At 44.7% G+C, this 18,208-nt stretch carries 20 protein-coding genes; 4 read left to right on the forward strand and 16 right to left on the reverse strand.

Features of this window, described 5'->3' with window-relative positions; all coding sequences use genetic code 11:
- Nucleotides 1-25 precede the first annotated feature (25 nt).
- The 5 genes from galU to HUX68_RS11155 form a co-directional block, all read right to left on the reverse strand.
- Complete coding sequence (gene galU / locus HUX68_RS11135) at nucleotides 26-901, reverse strand: UTP--glucose-1-phosphate uridylyltransferase GalU (RefSeq protein WP_174614893.1); 876 nt, start codon at nucleotides 899-901, stop codon at nucleotides 26-28.
- Entirely contained in the window at nucleotides 888-1,994 is a 1,107-nt protein-coding gene (locus HUX68_RS11140) for a glycosyltransferase family 4 protein (protein WP_174614894.1), read from the reverse strand. Before HUX68_RS11140 ends, galU begins: the two co-directional genes overlap by 14 nt.
- Before the next feature lie 306 nt (nucleotides 1,995-2,300).
- Nucleotides 2,301-2,933, reverse strand: a complete 633-nt coding sequence (locus HUX68_RS11145; protein ID WP_174616437.1) for a TetR/AcrR family transcriptional regulator — start codon at nucleotides 2,931-2,933, stop codon at nucleotides 2,301-2,303.
- A gap of 27 nt (nucleotides 2,934-2,960) precedes the next feature.
- Nucleotides 2,961-3,971, reverse strand: coding sequence for an ABC transporter permease (locus HUX68_RS11150; protein ID WP_174614895.1), 1,011 nt, complete (start codon nucleotides 3,969-3,971; stop codon nucleotides 2,961-2,963).
- Nucleotides 3,949-4,689, reverse strand: a complete 741-nt coding sequence (locus tag HUX68_RS11155; protein ID WP_174614896.1) for an ABC transporter ATP-binding protein — start codon at nucleotides 4,687-4,689, stop codon at nucleotides 3,949-3,951. The genes HUX68_RS11150 and HUX68_RS11155 overlap by 23 nt, the downstream gene beginning before the upstream one ends.
- A gap of 531 nt (nucleotides 4,690-5,220) precedes the next feature.
- Between HUX68_RS11155 and HUX68_RS11160 the strand changes: the two genes are divergently transcribed.
- From HUX68_RS11160 to HUX68_RS11170, 3 genes are all read left to right on the forward strand, one after another.
- Complete coding sequence (locus tag HUX68_RS11160; protein ID WP_174614897.1) at nucleotides 5,221-5,646, forward strand: DUF2935 domain-containing protein; 426 nt, start codon at nucleotides 5,221-5,223, stop codon at nucleotides 5,644-5,646.
- Between the two features lie 144 nt (nucleotides 5,647-5,790).
- Nucleotides 5,791-6,531, forward strand: a complete 741-nt coding sequence (locus HUX68_RS11165; protein WP_246206668.1) for a threonine/serine exporter family protein — start codon at nucleotides 5,791-5,793, stop codon at nucleotides 6,529-6,531.
- A gap of 15 nt (nucleotides 6,532-6,546) precedes the next feature.
- Nucleotides 6,547-6,984: a threonine/serine exporter family protein gene (locus HUX68_RS11170; protein WP_174614898.1), complete on the forward strand. Its 438-nt coding sequence runs from the start codon at nucleotides 6,547-6,549 to the stop codon at nucleotides 6,982-6,984.
- Nucleotides 6,985-6,996: 12 nt separating this feature from the next.
- Here HUX68_RS11170 and HUX68_RS11175 read toward each other — a convergent pair whose 3' ends face one another.
- The 9 genes from HUX68_RS11175 to HUX68_RS11215 all read right to left on the reverse strand — a co-directional run bounded on the left by HUX68_RS11175 (nucleotide 6,997) and on the right by HUX68_RS11215 (nucleotide 15,794).
- Entirely contained in the window at nucleotides 6,997-7,296 is a 300-nt protein-coding gene (locus tag HUX68_RS11175; protein ID WP_174614899.1) for a hypothetical protein, read from the reverse strand.
- A gap of 293 nt (nucleotides 7,297-7,589) precedes the next feature.
- Entirely contained in the window at nucleotides 7,590-10,652 is a 3,063-nt protein-coding gene (locus tag HUX68_RS11180) for an efflux RND transporter permease subunit (protein WP_174614900.1), read from the reverse strand.
- Complete coding sequence (locus HUX68_RS11185; RefSeq protein WP_174614901.1) at nucleotides 10,649-11,515, reverse strand: efflux RND transporter periplasmic adaptor subunit; 867 nt, start codon at nucleotides 11,513-11,515, stop codon at nucleotides 10,649-10,651. Before HUX68_RS11185 ends, HUX68_RS11180 begins: the two co-directional genes overlap by 4 nt.
- 461 nt (nucleotides 11,516-11,976) lie before the next feature.
- A complete protein-coding gene (locus tag HUX68_RS11190; RefSeq protein WP_174614902.1) occupies nucleotides 11,977-12,477 on the reverse strand; it encodes a competence protein ComK in 501 nt (166 codons plus the stop codon).
- A gap of 222 nt (nucleotides 12,478-12,699) precedes the next feature.
- Nucleotides 12,700-12,984, reverse strand: coding sequence for a hypothetical protein (locus HUX68_RS11195; RefSeq protein WP_174614903.1), 285 nt, complete (start codon nucleotides 12,982-12,984; stop codon nucleotides 12,700-12,702).
- 95 nt (nucleotides 12,985-13,079) lie between these two features.
- A complete protein-coding gene (fabZ, locus tag HUX68_RS11200) occupies nucleotides 13,080-13,499 on the reverse strand; it encodes a 3-hydroxyacyl-ACP dehydratase FabZ (RefSeq protein ID WP_174614904.1) in 420 nt (139 codons plus the stop codon).
- A 126-nt stretch (nucleotides 13,500-13,625) separates the two neighbouring features.
- Nucleotides 13,626-13,994 carry a DNA-directed RNA polymerase subunit beta gene (locus HUX68_RS11205; protein ID WP_174614905.1) on the reverse strand — a complete coding sequence of 123 codons (369 nt, stop codon included), beginning with the start codon at nucleotides 13,992-13,994 and terminating at the stop codon, nucleotides 13,626-13,628.
- A 208-nt stretch (nucleotides 13,995-14,202) separates the two neighbouring features.
- Entirely contained in the window at nucleotides 14,203-15,204 is a 1,002-nt protein-coding gene (gene mreB / locus HUX68_RS11210; protein WP_174614906.1) for a rod shape-determining protein, read from the reverse strand.
- Nucleotides 15,205-15,305: 101 nt separating this feature from the next.
- Nucleotides 15,306-15,794, reverse strand: coding sequence for a hypothetical protein (locus tag HUX68_RS11215; protein WP_174614907.1), 489 nt, complete (start codon nucleotides 15,792-15,794; stop codon nucleotides 15,306-15,308).
- A 72-nt stretch (nucleotides 15,795-15,866) separates the two neighbouring features.
- Here HUX68_RS11215 and HUX68_RS11220 point away from each other — a divergent pair, with 72 nt between their 5' ends.
- The gene (locus HUX68_RS11220) at nucleotides 15,867-16,910 is read left to right on the forward strand and encodes a nuclease-related domain-containing protein (protein ID WP_174614908.1); all 1,044 of its coding nucleotides are present in this window, start codon (nucleotides 15,867-15,869) and stop codon (nucleotides 16,908-16,910) included.
- Here the strand turns inward: HUX68_RS11220 and HUX68_RS11225 are convergent.
- On the reverse strand, nucleotides 16,879-17,256 hold the full coding sequence (locus tag HUX68_RS11225; protein ID WP_174614909.1) for a hypothetical protein: 378 nt from the start codon (nucleotides 17,254-17,256) through the stop codon (nucleotides 16,879-16,881). The two genes, HUX68_RS11220 and HUX68_RS11225, sit on opposite strands and share 32 nt — an antisense overlap.
- A gap of 357 nt (nucleotides 17,257-17,613) precedes the next feature.
- Nucleotides 17,614-17,904 carry a sporulation transcriptional regulator SpoIIID gene (spoIIID, locus tag HUX68_RS11230; RefSeq protein ID WP_174614910.1) on the reverse strand — a complete coding sequence of 97 codons (291 nt, stop codon included), beginning with the start codon at nucleotides 17,902-17,904 and terminating at the stop codon, nucleotides 17,614-17,616.
- Nucleotides 17,905-18,208 lie beyond the last annotated feature (304 nt).

Below are 18,208 nucleotides of genomic sequence, written 5' to 3' on the forward strand. Positions count from 1 at the left end.
CGTCTTGTTTTTTACAGATTTTGTTCTATTTCAAAAGCTTTTCACGAAGCTCTTCCAAATATTGCATCATAGGCTCGCGCAAATCATTACGTGATAGGGCAATCTCCAGGGTTGTTTTAATAAATCCGAGTTTTTCACCGACATCATAACGGTTTCCTTCTATTTCCAGAGCAAATACACGCTGAATTTTGTTGAGTTCCTGGATGGCATCGGTTAATTGGATTTCTCCGCCTGCACCAATTTTCTGGTCGTCAAGAAAATCAAATATTTCCGGTGTCAGAATGTATCTGCCTATGATAGCGAGATCTGACGGTGCTTTACCCTGTTCTGGCTTTTCCACAAAACTCTTGACCTGATGAAGTTTGCCGAACCTTTCCATTGAGTCAATAATACCGTATCGGTGTGTTTCTTCTTCGGGAACTTTTTTTACACCAATCACAGATGACTTTGTGTTTTCAAACTCCATCATAAGCTGACTCAGTCCGGGCTTATCATTTTGAATGATATCGTCGCCAAGCAATACTGCAAATGGCTCGTTTCCGATAAATTTACGGGCACACCAAATCGCATGACCAAGCCCTTGTGGTTGTTTTTGCCTGATGTAATGAATGTCGATTTTAGCGCTTTCTTGTATCCGTTCCAATACTTCGAATTTTTCCTTCTTCAGCAGGTTATCTTCAAGTTCAAATGACTTATCAAAGTGATCCTCAATCGCTCGTTTCCCTTTACCGGTCACAATAATGATGTCCTCAATACCCGACTCAATTGCCTCTTCAACAATATATTCTATGGTTGGTCTGTCCACGATCGGCAGCATTTCTTTGGGCATCGCTTTTGTTGCGGGGAGAAATCTTGTCCCCAGCCCTGCTGCGGGTATGATCGCTTTTTTAATATGCGCCATTTTTGTTCCCCTTTCCGGAATCTTTTTCCTTTCGATTGAATCTTCGTTGTATTGTATCAATTATCGGCCGTCTACCACCCCAGACAACACCGCTTACTTCGGCAAGCAACTGAATCAAAGCCAGCACAAAGAATGTAATCACCAGCGCCGTGAACAGGGATGCCTTGGAAAATAGGATAGCCATCGCACCAAATAGTATACTGAATGCATAGATAATCAAAACTGTTTTCCGGTGACTGAACCCTTTGGCAAGCAGCTGATAATGGACATGCTTGTTATCAGGCATCATAATATTTTCCTTGTTATACGCCCGCCGTATGATGGCAAATGCTGTGTCAAAGATCGGTACTGCCAGAACAATTACGGGAATGATGAAACTGAACAGGGCAATATTTTTAAACAACCCTAGGATTGACACCACGGCCAGCATATAGCCAAGGAAATTGGAGCCGGTGTCCCCCATGTAAATTTTTGCGGGATAAAAATTGTGAAACAGAAAACCAAGATTTGAGCCTATCAGAACAATACATATAAATGCGGCCAGAATGCTCTGCATATCAATGAGCGCCATTACAAACATACTGATCAGCGCAATGGTCGTTACGCCGGTGGCAAGTCCATCCAGGCCGTCAATCAGGTTAATCGCATTAGTAATACCGACAATCCACAATATCGTGATCAGCACACTGAAGAAACCAAGATCAATCAGGCCGATAATCGGAATGGTAATATTTTCGATAATAAGCCCGGATGAAATCAGAAATGATGCTGCAATCAACTGGCCTGCCAGCTTCACGACCGGCCGGATCTGAAACCTGTCATCAAGCGCACCGGTCAGAATAATTACGATAGCTCCAAGTGTGATTTCGAGAAGGTGCTCATGATGGGGCTGCAGATAAAGCAATCCCAAAAACACACCAAGAAAAGTAGCCAGACCTCCCAATCTTGGTGTCACTTTTTTATGTATTTTACGGTGATTCGGAAAATCAACCACTTTAAGTCTTAATGCAAGTTTTCTGACTGGATATGTCAGCAGGAATGTTGAAACAAGCGAAATAGCAAACGCTATCGCCAGGTCAGTATAATTAAACATAATTTATCTCCTAAAATATCTACTTGTCGAACATTGTTGATTTACTGACTTAAATTATACCGAATGTATGGTACGGGTGGCAAATTAAAGTATGGTTGCAGGGGCGGAATATGATGCTGACGGATGATTTTCCGACAGAATATGGGTAGTGGTTGGGGCTTATCGAATAATCGAGTAGAAGGGGCTGCTCGATTGATTAGAGGTGGAATCTTGATCGAGTTGGAGGACTTCCCGATTGAGTAGAAGTGGTTCCCGATCGAGTTAGGGGAATCCTCGATCGAATACACCAGCCCCAACCGCTCCCTTTCAGCTTCTTTTCCCTACACCGCCCATTATTACCGAGATGAGCTGCTTAATTTCCCCTTCATCATCCCAGTTTTTATCCGGCTGCAGGATGAAGCGGGTTATCATGAATCCGATAATGGATGAGACGATCAGGCGGATAATCGTTTCGTTTGGCAGATCCCGCAACTCTCCTTTTTCTTTATAAAAATTCAAGGTCTGATTGAAAGCCGGATAGACTTTCCCGCTGAATTCTTTTTTGTAAGCATCCTGGATATCCTGATGGAATGCCAATTCCTGCATGACAATTTTGATTAACGGAAGATTGGACTGAGCGAATTCGAAACGGTTTTTAATAAATGCATACATCAAATCCTCGAAATGGGCAAAGTCCTTCCTGAACACCTGATCCACAAATTTTTCAGCAAACATAGGTGCAGCAAAATTGGTGATAACCGGTGTGACGATTTCGACGAGCAGGTCTTTTTTTGTTTTGTAGTGACGGAAGATGGTACCTTCTGCCACCCCGGCCCGTTTAGCGATTTCACTTGTTGACGTATTGTAATAGCCTTTTTCAGAAATCAGTTCAATGGCGGCCTGGATAATCTCAATTTGTTTGCGGGTCATATTTTTTTCATTGCGCAATAGTTCCAGCATATCTGTCAATGGTATTCACTCCTGTTCTTATAAAGTGCGATGTTGTTTCAGGGCGGTAATGTTCAGCAAAATGAAAATGATGGAAAAGCCGGCCAAAACACCGATTTCAGGTAATACTGCCGATAACTCCTGCCCGCGGATCATAATGGCCTCCAACGCATCTGCACCATACGTCAGGGGCATAATTTTTCCGATGGCATCGATCCACTCAACCGACTCAATCGGGAATACGCCACAGAAAAATACTTGCGGTACGATGACAACCGGGATAAATTGAATCATTTGAAATTCATTTTTCGCATAAGCCGATAAGAGTGTCGCCAGACTCAAAGCTGTAATTGCGAGCAGCAGAGTTATTGCGAGTACTGCTGCAAAAGAACCCGCCATGTAGATGCCCAATACATAAATGGAATATGCCGCAACGATGGCTGATTGAATAATGATAAAAATGCCGAACCCTATCAGGTAGCCCACGACGATTTCCCAGCGCTTCAGCGGTGTTGCCAACAGCCGCTCCAACGTCCCCTGCGTGCGTTCGCGGAGAAACGATACCCCACCGATGATGAATACGAAAAAGAAAACGAAAAACCCAATCAGAACGGAACCGGTGTTATCAAATAAATTCAAGTCGGCTGATCCGTGCATGAATTCTACATCAAAGTCCGGTGCTTTTGGATTCAGTTGCTTTGCCGCCTGGCTAATCACTCGGTTAACTGCAGATGTCGCAGATGGCTGACTTCCTTCCATGATTAATTTTTGCTCAGAAAAATTCAGAAATGCATCGATTTCCTGATTTTCGAGTGCATCTGTCGCTTCCGATTCACTCATTGCAGTGATTGTTGTATCCTCATCTTCCATGATGGTCTGCATTTGTGAAGGTACGCCGCTGACTGCAATAGTCGGTTCATACTGTTCCATATCCAGCACGAGCCAAAGCAGTGTCATGACCAACAACGGTGCAACCATCATGAGTGCAATGCTTCGTTTATCCCGCAAAAACTGCTGGATGATGCGCTTAACGATGGCCAGTATTCGCATGGTGTGCACCTCCAAACTTCAGAAACGCTTCTTCCAATGTTTCCGTGCTGCTTTTTTCCTTTAATTCTTCGGGACTTCCATGTGCGATAATATAACCATCGCGTAAAAGTGCAAGGCTGTCGCATTTTTCTGCTTCGTCCATCACGTGGGTGGTGATGACAATCGTCGTGCCTCTTTTTTGCATATCGCGCAAATCCTCCCAGATGGATGCACGAAGAACCGGGTCAATCCCGACCGTCGGCTCATCGAGAATCAACAGTTTCGGCTCGTGAAGAAGTGCAACTGCCAATGACATGCGCCGCTTCATCCCACCTGAAAATTTCTCCAATGTTTTATCAAGGTGGTCGGTCAGGTTGACGATTTTAGCAGCTTCCTTGACTCGCTCCTTCTGCTGTTTTTTTGGAATACGATAAATGCTTGCAAAAAAATGCAGGTTTTCCCGTGCTGTCAATTCACTGTACAGTGCATCCGCCTGGGCCATATAGCCGATTTGCTGCATGAGGCTGAATGACGGCATTTGCTCATTATCGATTTTGGTTGTGCCATGTGAGGGCGTCAGCAGCCCAATCAGTACTTTAACCAGCGTTGTTTTTCCCGACCCGGATGGCCCGAGCAGCCCAAAAAGCTGCCCTTCCGGAATATTCAGATTCACATCTCTCAATACGGTTTCTTTATTATAACGGTGTGCAATGTTTTTCAATTCGATGAAGGTTGACATGTGATGAACCTCCTTTTTTAATAAATGCATTTTTTGTGAGTGATTACTCACTATTATAATATTGGATTTATAAATGTTTGTAAAGAGAAAATTTAAAATGGCTAACATTGATAGCGAGCAGTTTCTGGTATTGCTGGTTTTTGAGGCCCTTTGACGCGTGATTGTGTTGCGATGGGTGGTATCTATTGGATGATTGATATATTGCTTGCAGCGGTTGTGGTTTTGCTCGTGCGGTTGATGTTCACCCTCATACAGTTGATGTTTTCCTCGTACGGTTGATGTTTCGCCTGTACGGTCGATGTTTTCCCCGTGCGGTTGATGTTCCGCCTGTGCGGTTGATGTTTTCCTCGTACGGTTGATGTTCACCCTCATACAGTTGATGTTCGCCCTCGTACGGTCGATATCCGCCGATTCTACAAGTCAGGCAGCCTCCCCTTATTTTCTAGTCGTCTTTTATAATCAAGCATGAACGAACCCGCACAAGCATACATTTTATTGGACATAAATTTTTTACATCAGGAGGCTGGGGATATGCAGTACTATTACGGGAGTCAAATGCCACTTCGGGTGCTGGATGAGGCGGAGTTTTGGAAAATGCAGGAGTCGGAACATACAGTGGTCATGCGGGAATTGATGCCGAATCTGGAGCAGGAATACGTTGATGCCCTGAAGCATTGGGAGGAAGTGCTGAACACGACGCATCAGCATGTCAAGCGCTTCATTGAATCGGTAGTCAGGAGCAAAAATAAAGTTGCACCGGCGCTGTATCAGCAGGTGCTTGATCTGGTGTCGTTCTGTCTGCAGGAGAGTGTGGCGTTCATCCAGTTTTGCAGACAGGTGAAAACCGAGAGCGAGGCGGCTGCCAACAATCAGACGGCCAAAGTTGTCATCAACCATATCATTGATGAATCGGAGTATTTTATCGGGATTGCACAAACGATTTTATATGAAAAATAGCTTGATTGGACGCCCTTTTCCCGGGTGTCTTTTTTTACTGCAAACAAGGGAAAAAACTGCCGCGATTTTTTCAAAACGGAGCACGATGGCTTTCCAAATTGCTCCGCTCCACTTATAATATGTACAGGAAAGGTGGTGTCTGCCGTGCGGGATGACATTCTGATTGCGAAAGTGTGTATGCTTGCCGGAAAAATCATGCTGGAAAGCAGCGCGGAAACATATCGGGTCGAGGATACGATGAACCGGATTGCGTACGCATATGGTCTCAAAAATGCACAGAGCTATGCGACACCGACGGGAATCAACTTTTCAGCAGACTTTGCCGGGGTGACGAACTTTATCCGGGTTTCGAACCGGGCCACTGACTTGCATAAGATTGCTGAAGTAAACAGCATTTCCAGGAAAATCACTGCCGGTGAGGTCACGATGAATGTAGCATTGGAACGATTGCAGGAAATAGATACGGCCAGTTTTTCATTTCCGGTCTGGGCCCAAATCATTGCTGCAGCATTTGTCAGCGGTTCGTTTGCGATCATGTTTGGCGGGGTTTGGCCGGATTTTCTGCCCGCTTTCATTACCGGCGGGGTTTCATATGGAGCGATGCTCGGATTCAGCAGGCTGATACCGGTCAGTTTTGTATCTGACTTTTTGGCGTCCGTGCTGATTGGGGTTTTGGCATTTATTTTTATTAATATTGGATTTGGCGCTAACCTGGATCGGATTATCATTGGCGCGGTGATGCCGCTCGTGCCGGGACTGCACATTACGAATGCTGTGCGTGATTTGCTGGCAGGTCACTTGGTTGCAGGTTTATCGAAGGGTACGGAGGCTGTACTGACTGCATTTGCAATCGGTGCCGGGGTTGCCGTGATTTTTGCATTTTAGAAAGGGGCATGACAAATGATGGTTCTTGCACATCTCATAACAAGTTTCATCGCATCGGCCGGTTTCGGTGTGCTGTTTAACGCACCGCGTAATGCGCTTGTGCAGTGCGGTTTTGTCGGAATGGCAGCCTGGATTCTGTACTATTTTCTTACCTTGAACGAAATGAATGATGTGCCCGCCACCATATATGCGGCAATTTTAGCGGGTGTTCTAAGTCAGGTTTGCTCCAAGACGTTTAAAATGCCTGTCATTGTATTCAATGTTTCAGGCATCATCCCGCTCGTACCTGGTGGTGTGGCGTACGAAGCCATGCGTCATTTTGTGGAAAATGATTATTTTACCGCCGTGCAATTTTCAGCAAAAGTCATGCTGCTAGCCGGCGGGATTGCGATTGGCTTAATGTTTACCGAAGTCGCCAACCAATTGTTTAAAAAAGTAACGTTCCTCAAATAGGCATGCTGCGAATTATTTTTCCCGAAAAAACGCATTTATGAGAAGGGTCAGTGCCGCAGCCATATGCAGAAACATCCCCATAATGGCATCGAAATATCCTACCACCGATGCAAGCATGCCGACTAGACTTCCGATAACACTTCCTCCTTCATTGCGTGCGATCAGAAACGTCATCAGATGCACAATAAACATGATGATCAGGGCACCCCAGTTGGTCGTGATGATAAAGGCTTCCCCGATTACGGGAATCCCTAAAAATCCTTCAGCGCCTCCGCTTATAAACTTCAAAACTCGTGGAAGTGTAAGAACCATGATGATTTCTCCTTCAGTCGATCTTTCTTTTCATCTTAGCATATTACGGTAAAAACAGCAGGAATTTTTTATTGCTTTTTAAATAGATTCCGTTGAATGTACCGTCTGTTTAGCTTTTCGTGCCGTATTCGTTTATCAGTCACTTTCGAATATTTATCAGCTACTTTAACATGTTTATCGGTCACTTCCGAACTTTTATCAGTCATGTTTATATATTTATCAGTCACTTTATAACTTTTATCAGTATTTCACCTTCATAAAAGCTCCCTGCCGAAACAGCAGGGAGCAAATTTTTACAACTTTTTTTTACGCCGGGTGATTTTTCCGGTCAAATCATCCAGCAATGTATAGACGACCGGGATCAGCAATAATGTGAAAATGCTGGAGATACCAAGTCCGAAAATAATCGTGACGGCCAATGGCTGCTGCATTTCGGCGCCTTCCCCGAGTGCGAGTGCCAGCGGTATCATCGCCAGAATCGTTGTTAAGGTCGTCATGAGGATTGGACGCAGTCGGCTTGGTCCGGCAGAAAGTATTGCCTCATAACGATCCATACCTTTCCGGCGTAAAATATTGATATAATCAACAAGTACAATCGAATTGTTGACGACGATGCCGGCGAGCATGATGATCCCGATAAATGCCGGGATGCTGAGTGGTAAGTCCGTAATGTATAACCCTGTCAAAACACCGACAACCGTTGCTGGCAGTGAAAACATGATAATGAACGGGAACAGGAAATTTTCAAACTGGACGGCCATTACCGCGTAAACCAGGAATATGGAAAAAATCAGGGCAATGGACAAATCAGTGAATGATTCAGCCATATCCTGCGCCTGCCCGCCGATTTCATAACTGTATCCTTCCGGCAAGTTCATCGATTCAAGTTCCGCCTCAATATCGGTGACGACACTTGCCAGGTCACGGTCAACCACATCACTTGTCACGTTCATTTGCGGCTGCTGATTTTCCCGGAGCAGTACAACCGGTCCCTCGACTTGTTTGAAAGTGGCCACAGAATCAAGTGGAATGGATGCACCGCTTTGCGATGTAACATTCATATTCTGCAAGTCACTGATGGTGCTGCGCTCATCTTTCGGGAACATCATCGTTACATTCATCTCGCTTCCGGCCTCACGATATTTTGTGGCAACCTGACCGGTGAACTGCAGCTGAATCTGGCTGATTATCTGCTGCTGTGTCAGACCGTTCATCGCAGCTTTTTCCTCGTTCACTTCAATCGTCATTTGCGGAACACCTTGTTCGGCTGCAGATGTCGGATTGTATACACCGTCCACTTCGGAAATCCGGTCGACAATAGTGCCCGCCAGTTCACGCAACACCTGATGTTCCGGCCCATTCAGCTGAATCTGGATCGGATCTCCGGTGCTCATTCCGCTGCTGACAGCACTCACAGTTATGTCAGCTCCCGGAATATGCTCTATATCCTGATTAATTTCCTGCACGATGTCTTTCGTTGTTTTCGATCGTTCCGTTGACGGAATCAGCTGCATTGTGAATGTCGCCTGATTGGAGCTGGAACCCATCATGCCAAAGCCGCCGCCTCCAACTGAGACGTAACTTGTTTCGATGACCGATTCATATCCTTCCAGCTCGCCATTGATTTGTTCGACGATCTGATTCGTATAATCCAACGTGCTTCCAGGCGGCGCTTCAACGCTGATTTCCATTTGTCCCTGATCCGAGGCTGGAATGAACTCCGCCCCAATCAGCGGTATCAGCGCCAGACTCGCGACAATAGCTAAAATCGTACCCCCAACCGTTGTTTTCCGGTGACCAAGCACCCATTTCAAAACACGTCGGTAGCCATTGTTAACCCGGCCGAGCAGACGGTCAAACCAGTAACGCCGCCCGTCCTCTTCCATTGCTTTTGACAGTAATTTTGACGACAGCATTGGAACAAGTGTAACGGCAACCACTAAGGATGCAATCAGTGAAAATGAAACCGCCAACGCCAGTGGTGTAAACAAATCTGATGCGATTCCTTCGACATACACGATCGGTAAAAATACAACCAGTGTTGTTGTCGTTGATGCAATAACAGCCGGTGCAAGTTCGGATGCACCCTTTGTCGACGAGTCAAATAATGAATAACCGCTTTTCCGGTATGAATAAATATTTTCCAAAATAACAATCGAGCTGTCGACCATCATCCCGATGCCAAGCGCCAGACCACCGAGCGTCAGGACATTTAATGTTTCGCCGGTAAAATACATCAGCGCAAACGTCGAGATAATCGCGATTGGAATAGACAAGCCGATAACAATCGTCGCCCGGATGCTTTTTAAAAAGAGGAGCAAAATAAAAATCGAAATGATTCCACCGATAATAATATTTTGCACAACAGAGTTGATCGACATTTTCACGAATTCCGATGTATCGATAATCGTTTTTAAATTAACGTCAGACGGTATTTCGCCCTCAATTTCAGTCATGCCCTGATTGATATTTTCAGCAACCTCCACCGTATTGGCGTCCGTCTTTTTCATAATGGAAAGGACAATGGCAGACTCACCGTTTACCAGCGTTTTGGTGGACTCTTCCTTGTATGTATCCTTTACCTGTGCAATGTCATCAATATGAATCGTTGCGCCGGACGGGGTTTGAACAATCGTTTGTTTAATCGCGTCAACAGACTCAAACTCGCCGGTGACGCGGAGCTGCAGGTCTTTATTTCCTTTTTCAACAACACCAGCCGATGCTGACTGGTTGGAGTTATTCAGCGACTGAACGATTGTCTGTGCTGACACCCCATACTGCTTCAGTTTTGCCTGGTCAAGGATAAGCTGGATTTCGCGTTCCTTGGCTCCTTCGACGGTAACGGATGCCACACCGCCCTGCCGTTCAAAAAATGGCACGATCTGGTCTTCGGCGATTTGGGTCAGTGTTGCCGCGTCATCGCCAGTAAGGCCGACCCACATAACCGGCATCTGATCCGGACTGAATCGTAAAACACTCGGGTCGCCCGCTTCTTCAGGGAGCATGCCTTTCACCTGATCAATGCTTTCCCGAACGTCAATCATTGCCTGGTCAAGGTCCACCCCGTTGTTGAACATCATCATTACAAGGGACGAACCTGCCTGGGATTGTGACTGAACCGTTTCAATTCCCTCAACAGAACTGACTGATGATTCAATCGGTTTACTGATTAAATTTTCCACTTCCTGCGGTGCAGCGTCGCCATAATTTGTTGCGACAACTGCGACAGGCAATTCAATTTTAGGGAACAGATCAATCGTTAAATTCCTTACTGAAACGATACCCAGCGCGATAATTGCGAGTACAATCATAATGACGCCGACAGGCCGTTTAACCGATGTATTTACAAGCTTCAAGACTGATTCCCCGCTTTCACTACCTCAACTTTGCTGCCTTCCGTCAAGGTCAGTTGGCCGTCCGTTACGACTTCATCACCCTTTTCAACATCGCCTTTGATGGCAGTCTTATCCGATTGGACCTCCTGAATGGTTACGTTGACTTTGCTTGCCTTTCCATCTTGAATGGTATAAACAAATGATTGCCCGCTTTCGGTCATGACCGCTTCAGTCGGCACAATAATCGTGTTATTTACTGTTTTTTCCGGTACCTGCATAACCGCGACCATGCCTGCCAGCATATTGTTACTTGCCTCGTCAATCGTTGCCTCTACCGGATAAAGACCTGTATCATCCGGCATCGAGCTTATCGACGTAATTTCCGCCTCGTATTTTTTTCCATCGATTTCAGCGGTATATGTATCGTCTTCACTGAAAAGATCCTGTGTCCCAGAGGTTACCGTAAACGACAGCTCCATCGAACTCATATCAGCGATAACCGCAAGCGGTTCAGAGTTGGACACCATCGATCCTTCACTGGCATTCAATTTGGCAATTTCACCATCCGCGGAAGCATAAATATGTTGACTTCCTCTCGCAGTTTCAATCGTTGCAATCAAGTCATCCGTTTCAACCATATCCCCATTTTCGACTTCCAGCTCGGTGATTTCCCCCGGAGTTTGCACCATAACCGGAGTCGTACGTACCGGTGCAGTCCGGCCGTAAATGTCTTTTTCAACAACCAGATCATCTTTGACTGCTCCAGCTGTCTCGACTGGTATAACCTTCTCTTCTTTTTTTCCACTTGTTTGATCGTCCTGATTGCAAGCAGCAAGCACACTGATTAAAGCCGCTGCACTTATGAATAAAAGCACTTTTCGCATTGCTGGACTCCTCTGCCTATGTATTAATCCTCTACTATGATACATTATCTGAAGGTGGTTTTCATCTTTCATGTAGTACGTTTTTACATGCCATTCGGTTTCAAAAAAACTGGTATTAGCACCGTCTTAAATCGTATACGGGTGTTTTTTTTTTGCTCGTACGGTCGATGTTTCGCTCATGCGGTTGATGTTTCGCTCGTGCGGTTGATGTTTTGCTCGTACGGTTGATGTTTCGCTCATGCAGTTGATGTTCCGCCTGTGCGGTTGATATGCGACTGCCGGGCGGTGATATTTTGCATGTAATCTAACCGTTATTAAAAAAGTTGATTGTCACCAAGAATGCAGCTGATGACCTTGAGCTGCACTTAGACAAATAAAAAAGCTCCCGATATCCGGAAGCCTTTTTCCAAAATTCTATTGAACCTGATTAGCAGTATCCGGTTCCAGCGCCAAGTACATTGCTAGGAATTCCACGGAAAAACGCCTTTATCGAAGTAGATGGAGCGGCTCATTCTGGCAATCACTTCACCCGTCCGTTTAAACTGCATATCGAAGGACTTTTCCGATGTATTTATATACAACCCGGTTCCATCCCTGAATTCAACATACGTCTGAAAACCCTGCTGTTCATAACGATCAATTTGGTAGTAAGAAAGCCATACACAGTCCTTATTTTTAACAGAAGCCGTCGGGAGCATGAAAATTCCTTTGTCCGGAATAACCGGAATCGGAACTTTGCTATGTATTTTCAGCATGTTTCGAATGGACTTCCGGCGCCCATCTAGGGACGAAAAATCAAGTAAACAGCTATGGTCGATAATCTGCTCCGGCTTATAATGCGAATGCACTTCCCCCTGGTAATCAAGAATAAGTGACCGGTAATAGCTTGAATCTTCAATATTCAGAATTGCCTTGGTCTGTTGTGTAATGAAATACACAGCCGACATATCTGCAACTGTCATATGCCTTCCTCCCACCTTATTATAAGACTATTGTACTAGGTTTTTGAAAAATAAGCTATTACTTTTTCCAAATTTTTTCAAAAAATAATGCAGAAGTGATTTTGGTGTTCAGATTGGCTATACTGCGCGGAGTGACCGGTGCTGTCGTACAAAAACAGTTGGGAGCCGAAACTGCAATAAAACAGGCCCCCTGGTGATCAGGAGACCTTTAATGATAGCGAACTATTGATTATCGTCGTTATTTTGTGTGCCGTTGTCCATATTGCCATCATTATCGCCGCCGTTCATGTCATCGGCATCATCATTACCGCCCTGATCCTGATTCATGTCATTATTATTTTGATCCTCTTCCATGTTATTTTGGTTCCCATTATCGTCTTCCTGGTTCATCGGGGCTTCATCTTCCTGAGCAGGATCCTGATTGTCGTCATTTCCGCCTCCGCATCCAGTTGCCATAGTCAGTGCCAATAACGGTACACCAAGTTTGATAAGCAATTTTCTGTTCATCTTTATCCCTCCTTGAAATGTTCACTATCGCCTTTAGCTTATCCATGATTGGAAATGTGATACTAATTTTAGGAGGAATATTTTAAATGAGATACTTATTGGATGGCGAATGTGATTTCCGCTTCGCAGGCGACTTTTCCATTGACAGTTGCAGTTCCCTTGCCCTTGCCAATCGGCCCTTTGATGCGGGTGATTTCCACGTTTAGCTCAAGCTGATCACCCGGTTTCACCTGATGCTTGAAACGGCATTTATCAAGCCCAGCCAGAAAACCAATTTTTCCTTTATTTTCTTCAATTCCCAGAACAGCAATTGCGCCGGTCTGCGCCAGTGCTTCCACAATCAGGACACCCGGCATGACCGGATAATCGGGGAAATGTCCCTGGAAAAATGGCTCGTTTGCAGTCACATTCTTTATCGCTGTTATGCGTTTTCCCTCTTCCAAGTTTGTTACTTTGTCCACTAGTAAAAACGGGTAGCGATGCGGAATGGTACCTTTGATTTCCTGAATATCCATCCTTTTTCTCTCCTTTTTCGATATGTATATTTTCAGTTTGAACCCCGGGGTTGAAATACCTTTCCAGGGTTAAATTATATGCAAAAAGGTAAAAAAGCATGTCCAGACGAGTGGGCATGCTTATCCTTATTGTTCTTTTTTCAAGACAATATCAACAATGTGCTGCCACGTTTCCAGTTCCAGCGCATCACCTGGAGCACCATCTCCGACCATTCCATAGCCAACCATTGCCCCGATCAGTAAAGCGAGTACACACAGAACGAGTACAACGATAATCCGCAGCCAAATCGGAAAAATCCGCCGTTTTGGTTTCCTGTTCTGACGTTTTTCCGCTTTGCGTTTTCTTCTCTGTTCTTTACGGATTGCTTTATCTGATTCCTGCTGTTCTTTCGTTGTCTTATCTGTTTCCCGCTGCTGATTCAGTTCTTTTTCCTGATCTGCAGCCTGTTTATTCTGCTTTTTTTCTGCAGGTTTTTCAGTCAATTTTGTTGACATGGTTCCATACTCCTTACATTTCTGAAACAATTGTTGCTTCATGCTGATGTGGTTGATGCACTCCAATATTGTTTATGCATTAAATGCATACGAACACGGCATCGTAATCATGTCCGTCTTTTTACGGGAAAATAGTACCACTTCACCTTTTTAAGAAGATACCCCCTTAAAAGATGAACCCTTCCGGAATACCTATAGTAATTTTCAGTTAAACAATTTTTTTACGGTCAACCTTATCGATATTTTCCAGCATAATGCCTGTACCGCGTGCAACGCAATGCATTGGCTCATCCGACAGAAATACCGGGACTTTCAATTCTTCGGCGAGCAGCTGTTCAATGCCATGAATCAGGGCACCGCCGCCTGTTAAAATAACACCGCGATCAATAATATCAGCGGACAATTCCGGTGGTGTGCGCTCCAGCACAGTTTTGGCTCCTTGCGTAATCAGTGAAGCCGGCTCACGGAGTGCCTCTTCAATTTCAGCTGAGTGTACGGTAATGGTGCGTGGCAATCCGGAAACCATATCACGGCCGCGGATGTCCAATTCTTCCTTGCGTGATCCTGGGAAAACTGTTCCGACATTAATTTTGATATCCTCCGCAGTACGTTCACCGATAAGCAGCTTATATTTTTTCTTTATGTACTGAAGAATTTCCACATCAAATTTATCGCCGGCCATTTTGATTGATTCCGCAGTCACAATATCCCCCATCGACAGTACCGCTACATCCGTTGTTCCACCGCCGACGTCAACAACCATATTTCCGCTCGGCTGGAAAATTTCCATACCAGCACCGATCGCGGCCACTTTCGGTTCTTCCTCAAGATAAACCCGCTTGCCGCCTGACTTTTCCGCCGCTTCCTTAATTGCCTTCTGCTCAACCTTTGTAATATTAGTCGGGCAGCAAATCAGCATTCGCGGTTTCGACAAAAATCCGCGCACATTTATTTTATTTATAAAATGCTTGAGCATCGCTTCTGTCACATCAAAGTCAGCAATCACACCATTTCTCAATGGGCGAATGGCTTCAATATTTCCTGGCGTCCGTCCCACCATCTTGCGCGCCGACTCACCGACCTCCAGCACCCGGCCGGTCGTTTTGTCCATGGCCACGACAGATGGTTCATCCAAAACAATTCCTTTACCCTTTACATGAATCAACACATTGGCAGTTCCAAGGTCAATTCCGATGTCCCTCGAAAACATTAACTCAGATCCTCCCTGCTCAAATAACTTTCTCACGGCACTCTATACGAGCACATAATGCTACTAATATTATATTTTACCACAAATTTCAACATATAACTTCACAATTTGAAAAATATAGAGGGAATTTTTCTCAGTGTTGCGTGGAGGAATGTTTTGCTTGTGCGGTTGATGTTTTGCTCGTACGGTTGATGTTCCGTTCGTGCGGTTGATGTTTTGCTTGTGCGGTCGATGTTTTCCTCGTACGGCTGATGTTCCGCTTGTGCGGTTGATGTTTTCCCCGTACGGTTGATGTTCCGCTCGTGCGGTCGATGTTTTCCTCGTACGGCTGATGTTCCGCTTGTGCGGTTGATGTTTTCCTCGTACGGTTGATGTTCCGTTCGTGCGGTTGATGTTCCGCTTGTGCAGTCGATGTTCCGTTCGTACGGTTGATGTTCCGCTTGTGCGGTTGATGTTCCGCTTGTGCAGTCGATGTTCCGCTCGTGCGGTTGATGTTCCGCTTGTGCGGTTGATGTTCCGCTTGTGCAGTCGATGTTCCGCTCGTATGGTTGATGTTCCGTTCGTGCGGTTGATGTTTTCTTATCCTGCAAAATTTTTTTAATAAAAAGAGGAAAATAGAAAGTTTTGTCGAATAGAATATATATATACCTATATCTAGAGGAGTGATTTCACTGAACAGCAATATTCGATTAAAATCATATGACCTTCTGATTTATGAAGCCCTAATTAGGTCACTGGAAGAGAGCAGGATTGACAGTTTTATCATTTCGAAATACAGGAAAAATAAGGCAGGCTATGATGGCGAAAGAAATGTAGACTATAAACTTTCTGCATATCCTTTGAAAAATTGTATTATTATTAAAGGAATCCGACTTCCAATTTCCTCAATCCACTTTCAAATTGACACACTTCTTCTTACAAAGAATCTCATCGTAGTTTTAGAAATTAAAAATAGTAAAGGAACTCTCCATTATGACTCCAAGCAAAGACAGTTAACACAAGAATTAAATGGAAAAATGGCTGCCCAAAAGGATCCAATTTTGCAAGCCGAGGCTCAAAAAAATCATTTGCAGGAATTTCTGGGGGAGTGCGGAATATTTGGAATACCGATAGAAACTCTTGTTGTAGTTGCCTATCCCACCACCATCATAAATAATATCCATAAAGATCCCGGAGTGTATAAAAAATTTATTCATAACGAAAGCCTGCACATACATTTGGACAGGCTGTTTGGATTATATCCAAATGAGGCAATGCCACTCCCCATGATGCATCAACTTGGGAATAATCTTTTAAAAAACGACACACCGCTTCGTTCAGATATTTTAAAATTACACGGACTTCACAAAACAGATTTCAGAACAGGAGTTCCTTGTGCAAAATGTAATTTCAGCCAGATGGTCCCAATTAAATATAGCAAGTGGGGTTGTCCAAAATGTGATTACACTGAAACCGATGCACATGTAAGAAGGATACTAGATTATTTTCTGCTGTTTGGTGACACTTTGACAAACAGGGAATGCAGAGAGTTCTTACAAATTGAATCACCAAGGACTGCGTATCGAATCCTGAATTCCATGAATCTAAAGTTTGCAGGCAATAATAGCGCCAGAAAATATTTTGCTCCTTCATTGGCGGATTTTCCCCAAAAATCGCCGCTTCCTGATTTAAGCTTTAAATCCCTTCACGGCGACTATGCTTATTAAATAGACAATGTTTTTTATAGAAGGAGTCAAGTACAGTTGATGTTTTGCTCATACGGTTGATGTTTTGCCCGTGCGGTTGATGTTCTCGCCTGTGCGGTTGATGTTCTCGCTCGTACGGTTGATGTTTCCCCCGTGCGGTTGATGTTCCGCCCGTGTGGTTGATGTTCCGCCCGTGTGGTTGATGTTCCGCCCGTACGGTTGATGTTCCGCCCGTACGGTTGATGTTCCACCTCATACGGTTGATGTTCTCGCCATACGGTTGATGTTCCACCCCGTACAGGTAAAAATCACACCCATGCCGCCAATGTTTCATACGTACAAATGATACGGCCCACAAAATCTGCATAATAATTATCTCCACACCAAAAACCCAGCAAGATGGCTGGGTTTTTGGCTGTCGGATGTACGGCTTGCTGTTAAAACAGTCGGGGTACCACCTCCTTTAGGTTTGAACCGCGGATGTGATTGGCTTCCTTTGTCTCAGATCATGTTCATGCGGATGCAGCTGCTGCCCGACCCTCTGAAATCAAGCGCTTAACGCAGTTATAACAACCGCAAGGCTCCATGAGGGATGCTTATTCGACTGCAATTTTCCAAGTGCCGGATGGCCGTTTCGACTGAACGGAATGGTTCTCCTGCCAATGCTCAGGTGAGTTTCATTCGCTGATCAGATGTGATGGTTACAGGCGGATTTCGCGATCCATTATCCCACTGGTTTTGCCTTTGTTTCCTCACCGGGTGTGGTTGTTGTGATGCGGTATTTGTTACGGGTTGCCTCTCCGCCGCGCAAATGGCGGATTGATTTGTGGTAATCGAGTATATCTTTTACTTGGTTATACAGTTTGGGGTTTATTTCCGGCAAGCGTTCTGTCAGATCTTTGTGGACTGTGCTTTTGGACACACCAAATTCTTTCGCTATCACTCGGACGGTTTTCCTCGTCTCCACGACATATTCACCTATCCTGATAGTCCTTTCCTTGATGTAATCGTGCACACCATTCGCCTCCCTGTGTTGGATATTTCCGAGGTGTGGTTTGAGACAAGGTGATACATAAAGTGTGCTGTTCACTTATCTGCTTTCACATCATGCTGTGCAGCCATAGCAGGTATGCAGGTTGTATTCAACTATTTATTTGTTGTATGTAAACGGGTAATGATTGAAATGGATGGAAAGCTACACATGCTTTCACCTCAGACTTTTCTGAATGCTTGGTTTGTAACATTTTATTACACTACAGGGGGGATTATGATTAAAATTGCATCTTTGGGAAATGGGGACAAGCAGTATTTTTAAAACA

The organism is Virgibacillus ihumii, assembly GCF_902726655.1.
Taxonomy (GTDB): domain Bacteria; phylum Bacillota; class Bacilli; order Bacillales; family Amphibacillaceae; genus Lentibacillus; species Lentibacillus ihumii.

Bases quoted from the DNA above. Each gene is read 5' to 3' on its own strand.
- HUX68_RS11175 (WP_174614899.1), bottom strand. From the start codon at position 7,296: ATGGTTCTTACACTTCCACGAGTTTTGAAGTTTATAAGCGGAGGCGCT.
- HUX68_RS11155 (WP_174614896.1), bottom strand. From the start codon at position 4,689: ATGTCAACCTTCATCGAATTGAAAAACATTGCACACCGTTATAATAAA.
- HUX68_RS11205 (WP_174614905.1), bottom strand. From the start codon at position 13,994: ATGTCAACAAAATTGACTGAAAAACCTGCAGAAAAAAAGCAGAATAAA.
- HUX68_RS11170 (WP_174614898.1), top strand. From the start codon at position 6,547: ATGATGGTTCTTGCACATCTCATAACAAGTTTCATCGCATCGGCCGGT.
- HUX68_RS11225 (WP_174614909.1), bottom strand. From the start codon at position 17,256: ATGCAGATTTTGTGGGCCGTATCATTTGTACGTATGAAACATTGGCGG.
- galU (WP_174614893.1), bottom strand. From the start codon at position 901: ATGGCGCATATTAAAAAAGCGATCATACCCGCAGCAGGGCTGGGGACA.
- mreB (WP_174614906.1), bottom strand. From the start codon at position 15,204: ATGTTTTCGAGGGACATCGGAATTGACCTTGGAACTGCCAATGTGTTG.
- HUX68_RS11140 (WP_174614894.1), bottom strand. From the start codon at position 1,994: ATGTTTAATTATACTGACCTGGCGATAGCGTTTGCTATTTCGCTTGTT.
- HUX68_RS11160 (WP_174614897.1), top strand. From the start codon at position 5,221: ATGCAGTACTATTACGGGAGTCAAATGCCACTTCGGGTGCTGGATGAG.
- HUX68_RS11190 (WP_174614902.1), bottom strand. From the start codon at position 12,477: ATGACAGTTGCAGATATGTCGGCTGTGTATTTCATTACACAACAGACC.
- HUX68_RS11145 (WP_174616437.1), bottom strand. From the start codon at position 2,933: ATGCTGGAACTATTGCGCAATGAAAAAAATATGACCCGCAAACAAATT.
- HUX68_RS11195 (WP_174614903.1), bottom strand. From the start codon at position 12,984: ATGAACAGAAAATTGCTTATCAAACTTGGTGTACCGTTATTGGCACTG.
- HUX68_RS11150 (WP_174614895.1), bottom strand. From the start codon at position 3,971: ATGCGAATACTGGCCATCGTTAAGCGCATCATCCAGCAGTTTTTGCGG.
- fabZ (WP_174614904.1), bottom strand. From the start codon at position 13,499: ATGGATATTCAGGAAATCAAAGGTACCATTCCGCATCGCTACCCGTTT.
- HUX68_RS11185 (WP_174614901.1), bottom strand. From the start codon at position 11,515: ATGCGAAAAGTGCTTTTATTCATAAGTGCAGCGGCTTTAATCAGTGTG.